This window comes from Microbacterium sp. MYb62 (assembly GCF_002979475.1).
In the GTDB taxonomy this organism is placed as follows: Bacteria; Actinomycetota; Actinomycetes; order Actinomycetales; family Microbacteriaceae; genus Microbacterium.
The window spans coordinates 41106-60428 of sequence record NZ_PCOY01000016.1; the positions used below are offsets into that span (position 1 = coordinate 41106).

The 19323-nt window shown below is 68.8% G+C and carries 18 protein-coding genes; 12 read left to right on the forward strand and 6 right to left on the reverse strand.

What is annotated here, in order from left to right; all coding sequences use genetic code 11:
• Positions 1–79: 79 nt before the first annotated feature.
• Both CQ042_RS14665 and CQ042_RS14670 read right to left on the reverse strand, forming a co-directional pair.
• Positions 80–1294 (reverse strand): amidohydrolase, encoded by a 1215-nt coding sequence (locus tag CQ042_RS14665; protein WP_105671196.1) that lies wholly within the window; start codon positions 1292–1294, stop codon positions 80–82.
• A gap of 58 nt (positions 1295–1352) precedes the next feature.
• Entirely contained in the window at positions 1353–2000 is a 648-nt protein-coding gene (locus CQ042_RS14670; protein ID WP_105671197.1) for a TetR/AcrR family transcriptional regulator, read from the reverse strand.
• A 157-nt stretch (positions 2001–2157) separates the two neighbouring features.
• Between CQ042_RS14670 and CQ042_RS14675 the strand changes: the two genes are divergently transcribed.
• From CQ042_RS14675 to CQ042_RS14700, 6 genes are all read left to right on the forward strand, one after another.
• A complete protein-coding gene (locus CQ042_RS14675) occupies positions 2158–3819 on the forward strand; it encodes an ABC transporter substrate-binding protein (protein ID WP_105671198.1) in 1662 nt (553 codons plus the stop codon).
• A 126-nt stretch (positions 3820–3945) separates the two neighbouring features.
• Positions 3946–4770, forward strand: a complete 825-nt coding sequence (locus tag CQ042_RS14680) for an ABC transporter ATP-binding protein (protein ID WP_105671199.1) — start codon at positions 3946–3948, stop codon at positions 4768–4770.
• Positions 4767–5573 (forward strand): ABC transporter ATP-binding protein, encoded by an 807-nt coding sequence (locus CQ042_RS14685; RefSeq protein ID WP_105671200.1) that lies wholly within the window; start codon positions 4767–4769, stop codon positions 5571–5573. The genes CQ042_RS14680 and CQ042_RS14685 overlap by 4 nt, the downstream gene beginning before the upstream one ends.
• Positions 5570–6658 carry an ABC transporter permease gene (locus CQ042_RS14690; protein ID WP_105671201.1) on the forward strand — a complete coding sequence of 363 codons (1089 nt, stop codon included), beginning with the start codon at positions 5570–5572 and terminating at the stop codon, positions 6656–6658. The genes CQ042_RS14685 and CQ042_RS14690 overlap by 4 nt, the downstream gene beginning before the upstream one ends.
• Before the next feature lies 1 nt (position 6659).
• Positions 6660–7787, forward strand: coding sequence for an ABC transporter permease (locus CQ042_RS14695; protein ID WP_105671202.1), 1128 nt, complete (start codon positions 6660–6662; stop codon positions 7785–7787).
• A complete protein-coding gene (locus CQ042_RS14700; protein ID WP_105671203.1) occupies positions 7787–10033 on the forward strand; it encodes a glycoside hydrolase family 3 N-terminal domain-containing protein in 2247 nt (748 codons plus the stop codon). The genes CQ042_RS14695 and CQ042_RS14700 overlap by 1 nt, the downstream gene beginning before the upstream one ends.
• 134 nt (positions 10034–10167) lie before the next feature.
• Here the strand turns inward: CQ042_RS14700 and soxR are convergent, their stop codons facing one another.
• On the reverse strand, positions 10168–10617 hold the full coding sequence (gene soxR, locus CQ042_RS14705) for a redox-sensitive transcriptional activator SoxR (protein WP_219844867.1): 450 nt from the start codon (positions 10615–10617) through the stop codon (positions 10168–10170).
• 135 nt (positions 10618–10752) lie between these two features.
• On the opposite strand from soxR, the gene fdxA reads away from it, so the two are divergent.
• Genes fdxA through CQ042_RS14725 form a run of 4 tightly spaced genes read left to right on the forward strand, consistent with a single transcriptional unit; the run spans position 10753 to position 13582 of the window.
• Positions 10753–11079 carry a ferredoxin gene (gene fdxA, locus CQ042_RS14710; protein ID WP_021199249.1) on the forward strand — a complete coding sequence of 109 codons (327 nt, stop codon included), beginning with the start codon at positions 10753–10755 and terminating at the stop codon, positions 11077–11079.
• The gene (locus CQ042_RS14715; RefSeq protein ID WP_105671204.1) at positions 11076–12434 is read left to right on the forward strand and encodes an FAD-dependent oxidoreductase; all 1359 of its coding nucleotides are present in this window, start codon (positions 11076–11078) and stop codon (positions 12432–12434) included. The genes fdxA and CQ042_RS14715 overlap by 4 nt, the downstream gene beginning before the upstream one ends.
• On the forward strand, positions 12431–12940 hold the full coding sequence (locus CQ042_RS14720; protein ID WP_105671205.1) for a flavin reductase family protein: 510 nt from the start codon (positions 12431–12433) through the stop codon (positions 12938–12940). Before CQ042_RS14715 ends, CQ042_RS14720 begins: the two co-directional genes overlap by 4 nt.
• Before the next feature lie 12 nt (positions 12941–12952).
• A complete protein-coding gene (locus tag CQ042_RS14725; RefSeq protein WP_105671206.1) occupies positions 12953–13582 on the forward strand; it encodes a superoxide dismutase in 630 nt (209 codons plus the stop codon).
• Between the two features lie 16 nt (positions 13583–13598).
• Here CQ042_RS14725 and CQ042_RS14730 read toward each other — a convergent pair whose 3' ends face one another.
• Positions 13599–13886: a metal-sensitive transcriptional regulator gene (locus tag CQ042_RS14730; RefSeq protein ID WP_105671207.1), complete on the reverse strand. Its 288-nt coding sequence runs from the start codon at positions 13884–13886 to the stop codon at positions 13599–13601.
• A 259-nt stretch (positions 13887–14145) separates the two neighbouring features.
• On the opposite strand from CQ042_RS14730, the gene CQ042_RS14735 reads away from it, so the two are divergent.
• Positions 14146–15792 (forward strand): FAD-dependent oxidoreductase, encoded by a 1647-nt coding sequence (locus CQ042_RS14735; RefSeq protein WP_105671208.1) that lies wholly within the window; start codon positions 14146–14148, stop codon positions 15790–15792.
• Here the strand turns inward: CQ042_RS14735 and CQ042_RS14740 are convergent.
• Both CQ042_RS14740 and CQ042_RS14745 read right to left on the reverse strand, forming a co-directional pair.
• Entirely contained in the window at positions 15789–16796 is a 1008-nt protein-coding gene (locus tag CQ042_RS14740; RefSeq protein ID WP_105671209.1) for a LacI family DNA-binding transcriptional regulator, read from the reverse strand. The two genes, CQ042_RS14735 and CQ042_RS14740, sit on opposite strands and share 4 nt — an antisense overlap.
• Before the next feature lie 100 nt (positions 16797–16896).
• Positions 16897–18567 (reverse strand): glycoside hydrolase family 13 protein, encoded by a 1671-nt coding sequence (locus CQ042_RS14745; protein ID WP_105671210.1) that lies wholly within the window; start codon positions 18565–18567, stop codon positions 16897–16899.
• A gap of 159 nt (positions 18568–18726) precedes the next feature.
• On the opposite strand from CQ042_RS14745, the gene CQ042_RS14750 reads away from it, so the two are divergent.
• Positions 18727–19155, forward strand: a complete 429-nt coding sequence (locus tag CQ042_RS14750) for a DUF1761 domain-containing protein (RefSeq protein ID WP_105671211.1) — start codon at positions 18727–18729, stop codon at positions 19153–19155.
• Positions 19156–19323: the final 168 nt, after the last annotated feature.

The window sequence follows — 19323 nt, forward strand, 5'->3', positions numbered from 1 at the left end:
ACTCCGCGGTTGCTCTATGCCGCCGGGCATGTCCTGCACTCGCGCCCACTCGATGACGAAGCCCGGTTCAGCTCGAAGTTCAGCTGAGGAACTCCCGTGCCGCAGCCGACAGAGCGGTGACGCCGACCTCGATCGTCGGGTGGATCTCCGGCGCGAAGAACGGCGAGTGATTGGTGGGGATGTCCTCGCCCAGGCGGCCCGCGGCGACCGCCTCGGCGAACCGCGTGGGGTCGATGCCGCCCCAGAACCAGAACACGAGGGGCGCGCCGGCATCGCGGGCGAACCATGAGACATCCTCGCTGCCGGTGAACATGCCGGGATCGATGACGGCCGCCTCGCCCAGTGCGCGCTGCAGAGCCACGGTGACGCGTGCCGTGGCATCCTCGTCGTTGATCGTGGCGGGCAGCGTGTGGTCGGTGCGGATCTCAGGCTCCCGTTCGGCACCCGAGGCCGTGGCCTCCGCGCGCACGATGCGCTCGACGCTCGCGAGCACCTTCTCGCGCGTCTCCTCGTTCGGATAGCGCAGGCTGAGCTCGAGCTTCGCCTCGGCGGGGATGATGTTGTTCTTCAGTCCCGCGTGGATCGAGCCGACCGTCACGACCGCGACGCCCTGCGGGTCGATCTCGCGCGAGGTGATGGTCTGCAGGCGCATCACGGTCGCCGCGGCCATCACGACCGGGTCGATCGTGGCATGCGGGCGTGAGCCGTGTCCGCCGCGACCGTGCAGGGTGACGGTGAGTCCGTCCGAAGCGGCCATCTGCGTGCCGCTGCGCACGCCGATCACCCCGGCGGGCAGCGGGGTCACGTGCTGGCCGAGCACCACATCAGGCTTCGGGTAGCGGTCGAGGATGCCGTCGTCCAACATCGCGCGCGCCCCGGCGCCGTACTCCTCGGCGGGCTGGATCAGCACGACGAGGGTGCCCGACCAGTCGGATCGCTCGGCGACGAGCTTCTCGACCGCGCCGACCATGGCGGTGACGTGCATGTCGTGGCCGCACGCGTGCATGACGGGAACGGTCGTACCGGCGGGGTCGACGCCCTTCGCGGTGCTCGCGTACGCCAGGCCGGTCTGCTCCTCGACGGGGAGTGCATCCATGTCGGCTCGCACCCACACGACGGGTCCTTCGCCGTTGCGCAGCACCCCGACGACACCGGTGACGCCGACGCCCTCTTCGACCTCGAGACCCAGGTCGCGCAGGTGCTGGGCGGCGATGCCGGCGGTGCGCGTCTCCTGGAACGAGAGTTCAGGATGCTGGTGCAGGTCGATGTAGAGCGCTTCGAGGTCGATCGTCATGGCCCGAGCCTAGCCGGGCGGTGTCGCCGGAGCGCCTGAACCCGGGAGCCGCGCGCGATCAGGCGGGGTGCACGTAGGTCGGCAGCTCGGGGCCGGGGCGCAGCACGGCGTTGACGATCGCCTGGATCGCGAACTCGCTCGTCTCCCCGAGCTCGACGATCTCGGGGTGCAGGAGCCACTGCAGCTGCAGCCCGTCCATCACCGCCAGGATGGCCGCGGCAGCCGCGGCGATCGTGTCGGGATCGCGCACGCCCTCCTGGGCGCACAGCTCGTGGAACGCGGCCGTGACCTCGCGGCGGAGCGTCGTGTAGCGGTCCTCGAAGAAGTGGCGGGCGGGGTGGTCGTCGGTCACGGACTCGGCCGACAGCACGGTGTAGGCCTGCACGATGCCCGGACGCTTCTCGTTCGCGAAGGCCGTGCGCACCAGGTGCAGGAAGAGCTCGGGGCCGTCGGGGATGTGCTTCTCGGCGAGTTCGGCGACGTCGGTCTGGTCGCGGTAGGCGAGCACCTCGAGCAGCAGCTTCTGCTTCGAGCCGAAGTGGTGGAGCACACCCGCGTGCGTGATGCCGACCTGCTCTGCGACATCCGCCAGGGTGCCGTTCGTCGACCCCTTGTTGCCGAAGATCTCGACGGCCGCCTTGAGGATCTGCTCGCGTTTCGCGAGAGTCGCCGGGCGCACGCGCACTGTCTGGTCGCTGTCTGCCACCGCGGCCTCCTCTCCATCGCTGAGCTGTGCTTGCGATCCAACTTACTACTCGGTAACCTCACGGAAGCTTACTTTCTCGACAGTAAGCAAATCCCCACGGCCGAGGGACCCCCATCCACCGGCGACACAGCACAACGACCGTGCCCTAGGAGAAGCAATGAAGCTCAGAAAGTCTCTGATCGCCGCGACTGCGATCACCGCCCTCGGCATCTCGGCCCTCGCCGGATGCTCGGCAGGTGGGGGATCCGACGATGGCGCCGGTTCCGCATCCCTGACGATCGCGAAGCCCGACGGTGCGATCACCACCGAATCCAACAACCCATACGTCGGTGACTCGTCCGCCTCGAAGTACGGCTACGGCAAGGTCATCTTCGAGACGCTCGGTCTTGTGAACCAGACGGGTGACCGTGGCGTGACCCCGTGGCTCGCCGAGAGCATCGAGTGGAACGACGACTACACCGTGCTCACGGTGGTCCCGCGCAAGGACGTCACCTGGAGCGACGGCGAGCCCTTCACCGCCGATGACATCGTCTACTCCTACGAGCTCGTCTCCACTCCCGCTCTCGACACGGCCGGCCTCCAGTTCGAGAGCGCCGTGGTCGAGGGCGACGCGGTCGTGCTGACGTTCGCCGAGTCGAAGTACGTCAACCAGGCCCGCGTGCTGCACGTGCCGATCGTCCCGAAGCACATCTGGGAGAACCTCGACGATCCGGCCACGAACCCCGTCAAGGGCGACGACCTGGTCGGCACCGGCCCCTACGTCCTGTCGAACTGGTCGACCGAGTCGGTCACCCTCGACGCCCGCGACGACTACTGGGGCGGCGACCTCTCGGTGCCCGAGCTGCACTACGTCTCCTACGGCGACAACACGGCGCTCACCACGGCCCTCGCCAACGGCGACGCCGACTGGGCCCAGGCGTTCATCCCGCAGATCGAGGAGCAGTTCCTCTCGGCCGACCCGGAGCACAACAAGTTCTGGGCCGCGCCGACCACCGGCTCCGCGACGCTGTTCATGAACCTGCAGCAGAAGCCGTTCGACGATCCGGCCTTCCGCCAGGCACTCGCCTGGGTGATCGACCGCGACGCCTACGTCGACATCGCGCGTGAAGGCGCCAGTGAGGCCGTGTGGTCGGTGACCGGATTGTCGTCGATCCTCGACGACGAGATCCAGCCCGAGTTCACGGACAAGGAGTACTCGGTCGACTCCGCGAAGGCCCGCGACCTGCTCACCACCGCCGGGTACACGTGGAAGGACGACGCGCTGATCGATCCCGACGGTGCACCGGTGTCGTTCACGCTCTCCGTTCCCTCCGGCTGGAGCGACTGGAACACGGCGCAGGAGCTGATCGCCGAAGACGTGGCCGAGGCCATCGGCGCCGAGGTCAAGATCGACATGCCGGACTGGGGCGGCTGGGCCGACCCCCGCGACAACGGCACGTTCTCCGCGATCATCCACTGGCTCGAGGACAGCGGCACGGCCTACGGTCTGTACACCTCGACCATGGACCCGCGCTGGATCTCGCCCGAGGGCAAGGCCGGCTTCAACTTCGGTCGCTTCGACGACCCGACGGCGACCGCCGCGCTGAACTCCTACGCGAACGCCTCGTCCGACGAGGAGCGCACCGCGGCCCTCGACACGCTGCAGACGATCTTCTCCGAGCAGGTGCCGGCCATCCCGCTGGGCGCGCACCCGCTGCTGGGCGAGTTCAACACCCGCAACTACGTCGGATGGCCGTCGGACGAGGACCCGTACGCCTCTGCTGACCCGACTCAGCAGAACATCGTGCAGATCCTCACGAAGCTGAAGCCCGCCGAGTAACGTCCTTCGTCTCGCTCCGCTCGCTCAGGAACCGGCACCCGTGGTCGGTTCCTGAGCGAGGAGCGCAGCGACGAGACGAAGGGCCCGAGCGCAGCGACACGAACGCCCCACACGAAAGACACCCTCATGCCAGACCCCCTGCTCAGCGTGCGCGACTTCTCGGTCGTGTACGACGTCGACCCGCCCGTCGAGGCGGTGAAGAACGTCACACTCGAACTGCAGCGCGGCGAGATCCTCGGCCTCGCAGGCGAGAGCGGGTGCGGCAAGACGACGCTCGCCTACGGCGTGCAGCGCCTGCTCCGCGCCCCGGCCGTCATCACCAGCGGATCCGTGACGTTCCACGACGTGACCGGTGTCGACATCGACATCAACGCGCTCGACGTCGACGCGATGCAGCGGTTCCGCTGGGACAAGGTGTCGATGGTGTTCCAGGGGGCGATGAACGCCCTCAACCCGGTCGCGACGATCGGCTCGCAGCTCGAAGACGTCTTCGAGATCCACCGCCCCGACATGAACCGCAAGCAGCGGCGTGCCGAGGCCGAGGAACTGCTCGAGATCGTCAAGGTCGGGCGTCAGCGCATCCGTTCCTTCCCGCACGAGCTCTCGGGCGGCATGCGCCAGCGCGTGATGATCGCCATGGCTCTCGCGCTGCGCCCGCAGCTGATGGTGATGGATGAGCCGACCACCGCGCTCGACGTGCTGGTGCAGCGGGAGATCCTCAAGCAGATCTCGCAGCTGCGGCACGAGTTCGGCTTCTCGGTGATCTTCATCACCCACGACCTTCCCCTCCTCTTGGAGATCAGCGACCGGATCGCGATCATGCGCGAGGGCGAGATCATCGAGCTCGCGACCGCCGAGCGCATCTGGACGCAGCCCGAGCACGAATACACGAAGACGCTGCTGTCGTCGTTCCCCCGGCTGACCGGGGAGAGAGGGGTGCTGGTGCGATGACCACCCTCGAATTCCGAAACGTCACGAAGGCCTACAACGTCCGCGGCGCCGGCCAGATCAAGGCCCTCGACGATGTGAGTTTCACCCTCACCTCCGGACAGACGATCGGCCTGGTCGGCCAGTCCGGAAGCGGCAAGTCCACGATCGCGAAGATCCTGACGCAGCTCGAGACCCCGACCAGCGGCGAGGTGCTGCTCGACGGCACGCCGATCCCGCGCCGGGGCAAGGGGCTGCGCAGGTACCGGCAGCAGCTGCGCATGGTGTTCCAGGACCCGTTCGCCTCGCTCAACCCGTACCACTCGATCCGGTACCACCTGGAGCGCCCGATCCGCCTCGACGACGTGGTGCCGAAGAAGGAGACCGAGAACGAGGTGCGCCGACTCCTCGACCGCGTGCGCCTGGATGCGGATGCCGTGATCGACCGTCGTCCGCACGAGCTGTCCGGCGGCCAGCGGCAGCGTGTGGCCATCGCCCGCGCCCTGGCCTCGCGCCCCTCGCTGCTCGTCGCCGATGAGCCCGTGTCGATGCTCGACGTGTCCATCCGCCTCGGCGTGCTGAACCTGCTCGCCGATCTGCAGCGCGAAGAGGGGCTCGGCGTGCTCTACATCACCCACGACCTCGCCACGGCCCGCCACTTCAGCGACGAGATCATGGTCCTGAACCAAGGTCGGGTCGTCGAGTACGGCGCCGCCGACGACGTCATCCTGAACCCGCAGGACCCGTACACACGCGAACTGCGATCCGCTTCCCCCGACCCGGACAAGTTCTTCGCACAGGCCGCATCGAACGGAGGCACCCTGTGAGCACCGCGTTCCCCCAGCTCGACGACAACGACCTCGTCGCCCGCGACGCGCTCGAGGTCGGCACCACCGCGACGACGGCGGAGCGCACGCACCGGAAGGTCCCGTGGCGCTTCTTCGCGGGCCGAGCCGGCTTCTACCTGTTCACGCTGTGGGCCGCCATCACGATCAACTTCTTCCTCCCGCGGTTGATGAAGGGCGACGCGGTCAGCTCGTATCTCGCGCGCAACCGCAACGTCAGCCCCGAGGCCGCCGATGCTCTGCGCATCCTGCTCGGCATCGACACCGACAAGTCGATCTGGCAGCAGTACATCGAGTACTGGGGGATGCTGCTGCGCGGAGACCTCGGCATCTCGACCCTGCACGGTCTGCGCCCGGTCGCGGAGGTCCTTGCCGCGGCCCTGCCGTGGACCCTCGGGCTCGTCGGCATCGCGACGATCATCTCCTTCACGATCGGCACGATCGCCGGAGCGGTCGTCGGATGGAAGCGCGGCAGCAAGCTCGACGCGATCATCCCGGTGACGACGTTCTTCAACACCATCCCGTACTTCTGGCTCGGGCTCATCGCGATCGCGATATTCTCCTCGACCCTGAAGTGGTTCCCCTCCTCGCACGCCTACGACAAGGGGCAATCGCCGGAATGGAGCTTCGACTTCATCGGCCAGGTGATCATGCACGGCACGCTGCCGGCCCTGACGATCGTGGTGGCCTCGCTCGGCGGCTGGGTGCTCGGCATGCGCAACATGATGCTGACGGTGCTCGACGACGACTACATCACGGTCGCGCAGGCGAAGGGCATGCCCAACAAGCGGGTGCTCTGGGGCTACGCCGCCCGCAACGCGGTGCTGCCGCAGATCCAGAGCTTCGCGCTGTCGATCGGCTTCATCGTCGGCGGCACGATCGTGATGGAGATGGTGTTCAGCTATCCGGGCGTCGGCAAGCTCCTGCTCGATGCGACCAACGCCAAGGACTTCGCCCTCATGCAGGGCGTGTTCCTCGTGATCACGCTGTCGGTGCTCGTGGCCAACATCCTCGCGGATGTCGTCTACGCCTACCTCGACCCGCGCACGCGCCAGATGGAGTCCTGACATGACCGTTCCCACCACCGCAGCGAGCACCGCCCCCGACGGATCGGCCGTCGTCTCCGGCATGCCGGAGACCGCGACCCTGCGCACCCCGCCGACCGGCGAGCCGCCGCGCAAGACCTTCTGGTCGCAGCTCGGCCAGGCGTTCGCGATGTTCCGCAACCCCAAGTCGGTCGCCGGGCTCATCATCCTCGGGGTGTTCGTGCTCATCGCGATCTTCGCGCCGTGGATCGCCCCGTACAGGCCGACCCAGAAGGACCGCACAGCGCTGCGTCAACCGCCCTCCTGGGAGCATTGGCTGGGGACGACCCACATGGGGGAGGACGTGCTGAGCCAGATCATCTACGGCACGCGCGGCGTCATCGTCGTCGGTTTCCTCGCCGCCGTCATCGCCACCATCATCGCGATCACGATCGGCGTGATCGCCGGCTACGTGCGCGGCTGGAAGAGCGAGTCGCTCTCGGCGCTGACCAACGTGTTCCTGGTGATCCCGGGCATCCCGCTCATCATCATCATCGCCTCGCAGTTCGAGAACCCGCCGCTGATCGTGATCGCCGCGGTGCTCGGGATCACAGGCTGGGCGTGGGGCGCCCGCGTGCTGCGAGCCCAGACCATGTCGCTGCGCAACCGCGACTTCATCCAGGCCGCGCGCGCGAACGGCGAGCCCTTGCGCCGTATCATCACGGTCGAGATGCTGCCGAACCTGATGGCGCTCATCGCCTCGAGCTTCGTCGGCACCGTGACCGCGGCGATTCTCGGCCTCACCACGCTGGCGTTCATCGGGGTGATCCCGGTGAGCAACCTGAACTGGGGCACCATCCTGTTCTGGGCACAGCAGAACGGTGCCTTCCCGCGCCTGTGGTGGTGGTACGTGCCCGCAGGGCTCTGCATCGCGATCATCGGCGTCGCCCTCTCGCTCATCAACTTCGGCATCGACGAGTACGTCAATCCCCGCCTGCGCTCCGCAGGCGAGCGGGCCAGGGCGATGAAGAAGAAGGGGCTGAACGTGAACGACGCCGTCACGGCCGTCCGCAGCGTGCCCCTGCCGAAGAAGACCCCCGATCCCGTAACGTCGGCGACCTCGCCCGACACCTCCGACTCCTCGAAGACCTCGACCCAGAACACGAAGTGATGACCTCTCAGACTCTGACCACGCAGCTCCCGTACCAGGACCCCGCGCTCTCGATCCCCGAGCGCGTGGCCGACCTCCTCAGCCGCATGACGCTGGAGGAGAAGGTCGGGCAGATGCTCCAGCTCGACGCCCGCGACGACATCGACGACCACATCGCCCGCCGCCACGCCGGATCGATCCTGCACACCTCGCCCGAGCGCATCCTGCGGGCGAACGAGCTCACCGCCCAGACCCGACTCCGCATCCCTCTGCTGGTGGGCGAGGACTGCATCCACGGGCACTCGTTCTGGCCCGGCGCGACGATCTACCCCACCCAGCTCGGCATGGCCGCATCGTGGGATTCCGGCCTCGTCGAACGAGTTGCCCGTGCGACCGCCGAAGAGGTCGCGGTGACCGGCATCCACTGGACCTTCTCGCCCGTTCTCTGCATCGCCCGTGACCTCCGCTGGGGCCGCATCGACGAGACCTTCGGCGAAGACCCGTTCCTGATCGGCGAGCTGGCCTCGGCGATGGTGCGCGGCTACCAGGGCGACGGACTCGACGACCCCACCGCGATCCTCGCGACCGCCAAGCACTTCGCCGGGTACTCCGAGACCCAGGGCGGGCGCGATGCGAGCGAGGCCGACATCTCACGGCGCAAGCTCATCTCCTGGTTCCTGCCGCCGTTCGAGCGGGTCGCCCGCGAGGGATGCCGCACGTTCATGCTCGGATACCAGACCACCGACGGGGTGCCGATCACGACCAACGACTGGCTGCTCAGCGACGTGCTGCGCGGCGAGTGGGGCTACACCGGCACGCTCATCACCGACTGGGACAACGTCGGACGCATGGTGTGGGAGCAGCGGATCCAGCCCGACATCACGCACGCGGCCGCGGCGGCGGTGCGAGCGGGCAACGACATGATCATGACCACGCCGGCCTTCTTCGAGGGAGCGCTCGATGCCGTCGCCCGGGGCATGCTCGCCGAAGACGCGTTCGACGCGGCGGCCGCCCGCATCCTGACCCTGAAGTTCGAGCTGGGCCTGTTCGAGAACCCGCGCCTTCCTGGCACGGAACTCGACGCCGTGGTGGGCAGCGCGGCGCACGCCGAGCTGAACCTCGAGGTCGCCCGTCGCTCGCTGGTGCTGCTCGAGAACGACGGCGTGCTGCCGCTCGACGCGACGGCGCCGCTGAAGATCGCGGTCACCGGTCCGCTCGCCGACGACGCGCAGACGCAGCTCGGCGACTGGGCCGGCGGCTCGGGGCAGGCGGGCTGGCTCGACGGTCAGCCGCGCGAGATGATCACCACCGTGCTCGACGGGTTGCAGGCGATCGATGGCTGGAGCGTCACCCACGCCCGCGGCGCCGACATCCTCACGCTCGAAGAAGACCCGCAGGGGCCGTTCTTCCCTGACAATCAGCCGCGTCCGCCGGTCGTGAAGGCCTGCGAGCCGGATGCCGCGCTGATCGCGGAAGCGGTCGCCGCGGCATCCGACTCCGACGTCGTCGTAGCGGTCGTGGGCGATCGGATCGAGCTCGTCGGCGAAGGGCGCTCCACCGCGACGCTCGAGCTCATCGGCGGGCAGAACGCCCTGATCGATGCGCTCATCGCGACCGGGAAGCCTGTCGTGATCGTGCTGCTCGCCTCGAAGCCGCTCGTGCTCCCCGCCTCCGCGTCGAAGGCCGCCGCCGTGATCTGGGCGGCGAACCCCGGCATGCAGGGTGGCCGCGCACTTTCCGACATCATCTCCGGGGCTGCCGAGCCGTCCGGGCGCCTGCCGATCTCGTTCGCCCGCCACGTGGGCCAGCAGCCCACGTACTACAACCAGATCCGCGGACAGCACGGCGACCGCTACGCCGACCTCACGCAGGCGCCTGCCTGGGGGTTCGGCGAGGGCCTGTCGTACACGACCGTGGAGTACTCCGACCTCGTGCTGGAGGAGACCTCGCTGGGGGAGTCCGACACGATCGTCGGTCACGTCACGGTGTCGAACACGGGGGAGCGGCCCGTGCGCGAGACCGTGCAGGTCTACGTGCGCGACTCCGTGACGAGCGTGAGCTGGACCGACAAGGAGCTCAAGACCTTCCGCCAGGTCGACGTCGCTCCCGGTGAGTCCGTGCGGGTGCGGGTGGAGCTGCCCGTGGCCGACTGCACGATCGTCGATGCTGCGGGCAACCGCATCGTCGAGGCCGGAACGTTCGAGCTGCTGGTGGGCCCGAGCTCGCACGACGAGGTCCTGCTCTCCGCCGACTTCGAGGTCGCCTGACCTGCGCGGCGCACCGCCCTTCGCCGAGACCCACGCTCCTCGCCGAGACCCCTTCCTGCCGACGCCTCCGGCGAGGGGTCTCGGCGGCGAGCGTTGGTCTCGCGGTGTGTGAGGGGGAGGGGGAGGGGGAGGGGTCAGTCCTGCAGGCGCTGCGGGCCGACGCCCTGCGTCGCGAGGGCGTCGTCGGGGTTGAGCAGGCCGCACGCCTTCATCGAGAGACAGCCGCAGCCGATGCATCCGGTGAGTTCGCGCTCCAGGCGTTCGATGCCCTCGCGCCGCTTCTCGAGCTCGCGCTTCCAGCGTCGTGAAGCCTTCTGCCAGTCGGCGTGACTGGGAGTCTCGGTCAGTGGCACGTCTGCGAACGCGGTCTGCACGTCGGAGAGCGGGATGCCGAGGCGCTTGGCGACCGTGATGAGCGAGACGCGGCGCAGCATGTGCCGGGCGTAGCGACGCTGATTCCCTGGCGTGCGGGTGGAGGCGATGAGGCCGAGGGTCTCGTAGAAGTGCAGGGCGGAGGCGGCGACACCGGTGCGTCGGGTCATCTCGCCGACCGTCAGTGGCTCGTCGGGAGCGTGCGGGCTCAACCTGCTGCCTTTCCTTCCTGTGACTTTCCCTCGATTTGACCTCAAGTGTACTTGAGGTTTTACGGTTGTCATGTGGCCCCGTCGTGGGCCGACCGACCCGAACGAGGACAGCGTGACCCGAACGAAGACCCCGCGATGACCTATGTGATCGCTCTGCCGTGCGTCGATGTCAAGGACAAGGCCTGCATCGACGAGTGTCCCGTCGACTGCATCTACGAAGGTGAACGGTCGCTCTACATCCACCCGGACGAGTGCGTGGACTGCGGCGCCTGCGAGCCGGTGTGCCCGGTCGAGGCCATCTTCTACGAGGACGACCTGCCCGACGAGTGGCAGGACTATTACAAGGCCAACGTCGAGTTCTTCGACGAGCTCGGCTCGCCTGGCGGCGCCGCGAAGACGGGGATGCTCGCCTTCGACCACCCGATCATCGCCGCGCTCGCACCCCAGGGGGAACACGCATGACCATCGCCGCACCGCGCATCGCCATCGTCGGAGCGGGCCCCGCCGGCATCTACGCCGCCGACATCCTCCTCGGTCTCGCCCCGGAAGCGTCGATCGATCTGTTCGAGAAGCTCCCCGCACCATACGGTCTGGTCCGTTACGGGGTCGCGCCCGACCATCCGCGCATCCGCAAGATCACCGACGCCCTGCATGAGGTGCTCGTGAACCCGCGCATCCGCCTGCGGTGCAACGTCGAGATCGGCGTCGACGTCGAGATCGACGAGCTGCGTGCCGCGTACGACGGCGTGATCGTGGCGACGGGTGCCGATCTCGACGTCGCGCTCGACATCCCCGGCATCGATCTGCCCGGCTCCTTCGGGGCCGCCGACTTCGTCGCCTGGTACGACGGGCATCCCGATGTCGCGCGCACCTGGCCGCTCGCCGCCGAAGCCGTCGCCGTGTTGGGTGCGGGCAACGTCGCCCTCGACGTCACGAGGATCCTCGCCAAGCACGCCTCGGCGCTGACGCACACCGACACGCCCGATGCCGTGCTCGAGCAGCTCGGAGCCAGCCCCCTGCGCGACGTGCACCTGTTCGCCCGGCGCGGTCCGGCCGACGTGCGCTTCTCTGCCATGGAGCTGCGTGAGCTCGCCGAGCAGGACGACGTCGACGTGATCGTCGACCCGGATGACCTCGCCCTCGACGAGCATGCCGAGCGGATGGTGGCGCAGTTCTCGCAGCGCCGCATCATCGTGCGCACCATGACCGAGTGGGCCGCCCTCGATCCGGCGAGCCGCATCGCTTCGCGCCGCATCCACCTGCACCTGCGGCAGCGCCCCGTCCGCCTGCTCGGCACCGACCACGTGACCGGCATCGAGATGGAGCGCACCGCCTCCGACGAACTGGGCCGCATGGTGGGCACCGGCGAGCTGCTGCGCTACGACGTCGGGGCGGTCTACCGCGCGGTGGGCTACCGCTCGACCCCGGTTCCGGGGGTGCCGTTCGATGCCGATCTCGGAGTCGTGCCGCACGTCGAGGGTCGCGTCATCGATGCGGAAGGCGCGCCGATCCCGCGGTTGTACGCGACCGGGTGGATCAAGCGCGGGCCGGTGGGGCTCATCGGCTCGACGAAATCGGATGCCGCGCAGACCGTGCGCCACCTCGTCGACGATCTCGCCGCGGTCGGGCGCGAAGCGCGCGACGACGACCCGATCGCCCACCTCGCGCACGCCGTCGACCTCGACGGCTGGCTGCGCATCGATGCCGCGGAGCGCGGTGCCGGAGCGGAGCGCGGTCGCGAGCGGACGAAGATCGTCGAGCGCGATGAGATGCTGACACATGCGAAGCAGGAGCAGATGATGGAGACCGGCCGATGACCGCAGCACCCGTGCCCACCCCGATCGGCGAGGGGCTCAAGGCCGCATTCCGCACGCATCCGGCCGGCGTCGCGATCATCACGGCGAGCACTGCGGAGGGTCCGGTCGGTCTGACCGCGTCGAGCGTCGCCTCGGTCGCGGTCGACCCCGCAGCGATCGTATTCTCGGTGACCCGTGCCACCGGCTCGGCCGGGGCGATCCTCGGCGCGGACACCTTCGTCGTGCACCTGATCGACGACGAGCACTCCGCGCTCGCGCAGAGCTTCGCGGTCAGCGGATCCGAGCGCTTCACCCCCGAGCAGGGCTGGGCGACGCTCCCGACCGGCGAACCGCACCTTCCGGAGGCCAGGGTCGCGCTGCGTTGCCGCCCGATCCAGACCGTGGCGGTCGGCTCGTCGACCGTGGTCATCGCCGAGGTCATCGAGGTGCTGCCGGGTCTCCCCGGTCGACCCCTCGTCTATCTCGACCGCCGCTTCCACGCACTTCCGCACGACACTCACCACTGAAAGGAAGACGTCATGTCCACTCTCTACACGCTCCCCGAGCTGCCCTACGACTATTCGGCCCTCGAGCCGCACATCTCCGGCAAGATCATGGAGCTGCACCACTCCAAGCACCACCAGGCCTACGTCACGGGTGCGAACGCCGCGCTCGAGCAGCTCGCGACGGCACGCAGCGCCGGTGACCTCGCCAACGTCAACAAGCTCGAGAAGGACCTCGCGTTCAACCTCGGCGGCCACATCAACCACTCGGTGTTCTGGCAGAACCTGTCTCCCGAGGGCGGCGGTGCTCCCGAGGGCGAGCTCGAGGCCGCACTGGTCGACGCGTTCGGTTCGATCGACGCTTTCCGCGCGCACTTCACCGCGACCGCGCTCGGTGTGCAGGGGTCGGGCTGGGCCGTGCTCGCCTGGGACAGCGTGGGCGCCCGCCCCGTGATCTTCCAGCTGTTCGACCAGCAGGGCAACGCGCCGCTCGGAGTCACCCCGCTGCTGCAGCTCGACGTGTGGGAGCACGCCTACTACCTCGACTACCTGAACGTGCGCGCCGACTACGTCAAGGCGTTCTGGAACCTCGTGAACTGGCCCGACGTGCAGCGCCGGTTCGAGGCTGCCCGCACCGCGACGACGGGGCTCATCGTCGCCGGCTGACCGGTGACACCGCGGTTCACGCGAGGGAGAGGAAGAGCTTCTCCAGTTCGGCCATCGACACCCCATCGGTGTCGGTGGCCGCTTCCGTCTCCGCCTCGGGGTCGGCCAGGCAGTCCTTCATGGCGGAGGCGATGATCTGGAAGCCCGCTTTGTCGAGCGCGGAGGTGACGGCGGCGAGCTGTGTCACGACCGCTCGGCAGTCGCCTCCGCTCTCGACCGCCGCGATCACGGCTCCGAGTTGTCCCTGGGCGCGCTTGAGGCGGTTGGCGATCCTGCGCTGGGTCTCGGCGTCTGCGGTTGACATGGTCGCTCCCTGAGTGTCGGCTGGGGTTCCCACTATACCCCCGGGGGTATAGTGGGTGCACGCATACCCACGGGGGTATCGGTGAGGAGTCGAGAACAATGTGCAGAGCAGTCCGATGCAAGACCTGCGGTAAGACGACCTGGGCGGGCTGCGGTCAGCACGTCGATGCCGTGCGGGTCACGGTGCCGGCCTCCGAGTGGTGCTCCGGGCACCCGAAGGAGCAGGGACAGGGCGGCTTCTTCTCACGACTGTTCCAGCGATGACCGCCGTCGCACCGCTCCGCGTCGTCATCGTCGGCGGGGTCGCCGGGGGGATGTCCGCTGCCGCGCGCCTGCGCCGCCTGGACGAGACCGCGGACATCGTCGTGTTCGAACGCGGACCCGAGGTCTCGTACGCCAACTGCGGTCTGCCCTACTACGTCGGAGGCGTGATCGCCGAGCGGGATTCGCTGCTGCTGCAGACGCCCGCGTCGCTGCGCAGCCGCTTCCGGCTCGATGTCCGGGTGCGCCACGATGTGGTCCGCGTCGACACGGCCGGCAAGACGGTCGAGGTCGTCGACCTCGACAGCGGGCACCGCTTCACGCGGCCCTACGACAGGCTGATCCTCGCCACCGGCGCACGTCCACGGCGGGACGAGCCGGGCTCGGATGTCCCGACGCGCAGCCTGCGGACGGTCGAGGATGCGGACGCGATCGACATCGCACTCGTGCGCCCCGGGGTGCCCGTCGTCGTGGTCGGCGGTGGGTACACGGGCCTCGAGGCGGTCGAGAACCTCGTCGCGCGCGGAGCCTCGGTGACTCTCGTACAGCGTGCGACGCAGGTGCTCGCGCCCCTCGACGAGGAGATGGCCGCCCCGATCGCCGCCGAGGTCCGTGCGCACGGCGTCGACGTGCGCCTCGGGGTCGAGGTCGCCGATTCGGGTCACGGAATCGTCACGCTGAGTGACGGCACATCCGTCGCCGCCGAGCTCGTCATCGACGCCTCGGGGGTCGTGCCGGAGACCGCTCTGGCCGAAGCCGCCGGAATCCGGATCGGCGCGACCGGGGGAATCCAGGTCGACGAGTACTGCCGCACGAGTGCCCCTGAGGTGTTCGCCGTCGGGGATGGCGTCGAGAAGATCGATCTCGTGGGCGGGGACGCGGCCCTGATCACGATGGCGGGACTCGCGAATCGTCACGGACGCCTGGTGGCCGACCTCATCGCCGGCCGCGACGAGTCCGCGCGTCCGGCCCTGGGCACGGGCATCGTGCAGGTGTTCGGCATCGCGGCAGCGAAGGCGGGGTGGAGCGAGAGGCAGCTCCGTGCCGCAGGCCGAGACTTCTACGTCGTGCATGTGCACCCCGGCTCCCATGCCGGTTACTACCCCGGCGCCGAGACGCTGTCGATGAAGATGCTCGCGGATCCGGCATCCGACCGCATCCTCGGGGTGCAGATCATCGGGCGCGACGGCGTCGACAAGCGCATCGACGTGGTGGCGACCGCGATGCAGGCGGGGATGCCCGCGGCCGAACTGGCGCACCTCGAGCTCGCCTATGCGCCGCAGTTCGGTTCTGCGAAGGATGCCGTGAACATCCTCGGCTACGTCGCGGAGAACACCCGCACCGGCACGACTCCGACGATCCAATGGCACGAGCTCGACCACGTCCGCCAGGCCGGGGCGACGCTCATCGATGTGCGCTCACCGTCGGAGTTCGCGGCCGGGGCGATCCCCGGCGCCGTGAACCTGCCGCTCGACGAGTTGCGCGACCGGCTCGACGATCTACCGGAGGGATCTCTCATCGTGCACTGCCAGGTCGGACTCCGCGGCCACATCGCGACCCGCCTGCTGCGGCAGCACGGCCTCGACGTGCGCAACCTCGACGGCGGGTACCGCACGTGGCGTGACGGCACACCGCAGCGCGGCTAGAGCAGGCGGGCGGTCGTGCCGCGCACGTTCAGCTCGTACGGCAGGGCAGACGGGATGTGGACGGCGTCGGGGGTGGTGAGCTTCGCCAACACGGCATCCGCGGCGCGCTCTCCCTGTCCGAGCGGGAACTGGTCGACCGTGGTCAGGCGGAAGAACTCGCCGAGCTCGTGCCCGTCGATGCCGACGATCGACAGCTCCTCCGGCACGCTGAAGCCGAGGTCGCGGGCCGCGAGGAGCGCACCGATCGCCATCTCGTCGGATGCGGCGAACACCGCGGTCGGGCGCGGGCCCGGCCGCCCCAGCAACTGCTTGGCCGCCCGGTAGCCGCCCTCCACCGTGAAGTCGGCCGGTTCCAGGAAGGCGTGGTTCAGGGGGATCCCGGCCTTCGCGAGCGCCTTCTCGAAACCGAGTCGGCGGTTGGTCGGGATGTGGAAGTCGATGTCGAACTCGGGGTTGGCCCCGATGTGCGCGATGTCGGTGTGGCCGAGGCTGATCAGGTGCTCGGTGGCCAGCTGCGCCAGCGCGACGTCGTCGACGGTCAGGGTGTCGAGCTTCGGATTCGGCCCGCCGATCGCGATCACGGGGAGCCCGAGATCGAGCAGGTACTGCGTCTCGTCCTCGTCGAGCTCGATCGACACCGCGATCACGGCATCCACGCGCTGTCGGCGCAGGAACGTGTCGAACACGTGCCGGCGCACGTCCTTGTCGGCGGTGATGTTGTAGAGCGTGATGTCGTAACCCGCGCGCATGAGGGCGGCCGAGACGCCGGAGAGCACCGTGCTGAAGAACCACCGGTCGAGGAAGGGGACGACGACCCCCACGTTTCGGGTGCGACCGGAGGCCAGGCTCGATGCGCGCGAGGAGACGACGTAGCCGAGCGACTGCGCCGCGGCCTGCACCCTCTCCTTGGCCGACTCGGACACATGGCCACGTCCGCTCAGCGCACGCGAGACGGTCGCGGTGGAGACCCCGGCGAGCCGGGCGACCTCATCGATGCTGGCCATGTGTTCCTCTGTCGGTGTCGTTCCGGTCGCGATTCCTGTCGGCTCATGAGGCTGTGAGTGACAGGAATCGCGACCGGAGCGAGGGGTGAGTCGGGCCGGATCAGGCCTGAGCTGCGGTGGTGTACCAGACGGCGGTGTCGACCGGGATCGACGCGCCTTCGAACGGCTGGCTCTGCAGCATCACGAACGCGTCGGTCGGCAGCTCGATCGGTGCGGTGCCGAGGTTCGCGACCACGTGCACGTCGCCGCGACGGAAGGCCACCGCATCCGGGCCGGCGTCCTCCCAGACCAGCGATCCGGTGCCGAAGCCGTGCTCACGACGCGCGGCGAGCAGGCGCTTGTAGAGTGCGAGCGTCGACCCGGGGTCGACCTCTTCCACGTCGCGGGCGTAGGTCGCCCAGTCGGCCGGCTGCGGGAGCCACGAGAGACCGGTGTCGTTGAAGCCGAAGGCCGGGGCCTCCGCCTCCCAGGGCAGCGGCACGCGGCATCCGTCGCGTCCGTAGCGCTCGCCGTTCGTACGGAACCAGGTCGGGTCCTGACGGAACTCGTCCGGGATCTCCATGGCCTCGGGCAGTCCGAGCTCCTCGCCCTGGTACAGGTACGACGAACCGGGCAGCGCCAGCATGAGCGTGGTCGCGGCGCGGGCGCGGGCCAGACCGATCGCGGTGTCGGGCTTGCTCGGGGTGTTCGGGCCGATGCCCTCGCCCTGCGGGTTGTCGGCGGTGAGTGCGAGGCGCGAGGCGTGGCGCACGACGTCGTGGTTGGACAGCACCCAGGTGCTCGGGGCGCCGACGCCGCCGAACTCGTCGAGCGACTCGCGGATGACGTCGCCCAGGGCCTTCGCGTCCCACGGGGTCATCAGGTACGGGAAGTTGAAGGTCTGGTGCATCTCATCCGGACGCACCCAGAGGGCGGTCTGCGTGAGCGTCGGCATCCAGGCCTCGCCGCACAGGGCGCGCTCGCCGTCGTACTCGGCGAGCACCTGGTGCCAGTCGCGATAGATGTCGTGCACGCCGTCCTGGCCCCAGTACGGCACGTTCGACTCGCCCCCGCCCATGGAGTCGGCGTCGCTCGGGGGCGTGTAGTCGGGGAGGCCGTCGGCCTTGATCATGCCGTGCGCCACGTCGACACGGAAGCCGTCGACACCGCGGTCCAACCAGAAGCGCAGGATGGAGCGGAACTCTTCGCGCACCTCTTCGTTGGTCCAGTCGAAGTCGGGCTGGGTCGCGTCGAAGATGTGCAGGTACCACTGGCCGGGGGTGCCGTCGGCCTCGACGACCCGCTCCCACATGCCGCCGCCGAACACGGACTCCCAGTTGTTCGGCGGGAGCTCGCCGTTCTCGCCCTGGCCGTCGCGGAAGATGTAGCGCGCCCGCTCGGGGCTTCCGGGGGCGGCCTTCAGCGCCTGCTGGAACCAGACGTGCTGGTCGGAGGAGTGGTTCGGGACCAGGTCGACCACGACGCGGATGTCGCGGGCGTGGGCGGCCTCGAGCATGTCGTCGAAGTCGCCGAGCGTGCCGAACAGCGGGTCGACGTCGCGGTAGTCGGCCACGTCGTAGCCGGCGTCGCGCTGCGGGCTGGTCATGAACGGACTCAGCCAGATCGCGTCGACGCCGAGCTCCTGGAGAGAGTCGAGGCGGCTGGTGATGCCCGGCAGGTCGCCGATGCCGTCACCCGAGGCGTCCGCGAACGAACGGGGGTAGATCTGGTAGATGACGGCGCTGCGCCACCACTCGGAACCGGGGGCTGCGATCTGCTCAAGCTGTGCCATGCGAACAGGCTACTGCAAACGCTTACACTCATGCCAGATCGGGCATCGAATCGGTTCGGCGAGCGTTCTTCGGCGCACGGGACGTGATGTGCGGCCGTGCCGCCAGTGCAGCGGCGCACCCCGGGAGTAGGGTGAGGCATCCGATGAGTGGAGGCTCTCATGGTTCCCGAGATCAACTACTGGGCGGTCCTGCTGGCCACCGCGTCGAGCATGCTCGTCGGCTCGGTCTGGTACGCCCCGAAGGTGTTCGGCACGCGGTGGTCGAAGCTCGCGAACGTCGACATGGACCGTCCGGCGGCGACAGCGGTGTGGCCCATCATCACCACGGTCATCGTGAGCTTCATCACGGCCTGGGTGCTCGCCGGAGCCGCCTCGATCGCCTGGCACTTCTACGGCGGATCGTACTTCTGGGGCGCCATCGTCACCGCGGTCACGCTGTGGGCCGGGTTCACTGCCGCGCGCTTCATCACGCATGATGCGTTCGAGGGGCGCTCGACCAGGCTGACCACGCTGAACATCGCGCATGAACTGGTCACGGTCCTGATCATGGCGTTGATCATCGGCGTCTGGCCGCCGGCGCTGGGCTAGGTCGTCTCCGCCCCCGTGTCGTCCACCGTTTCCCGGGGATGATCGGCACTCGGATCATCGCTCGCCGATCGGACGCCCAACCGTAGACCTTCGCCGCTTCTGCGGCGTCGGCTCCACTGACAGGCTCTTCTCGTGACCTTCCGGTCGCCCGCATGCCCTTGACGGCGC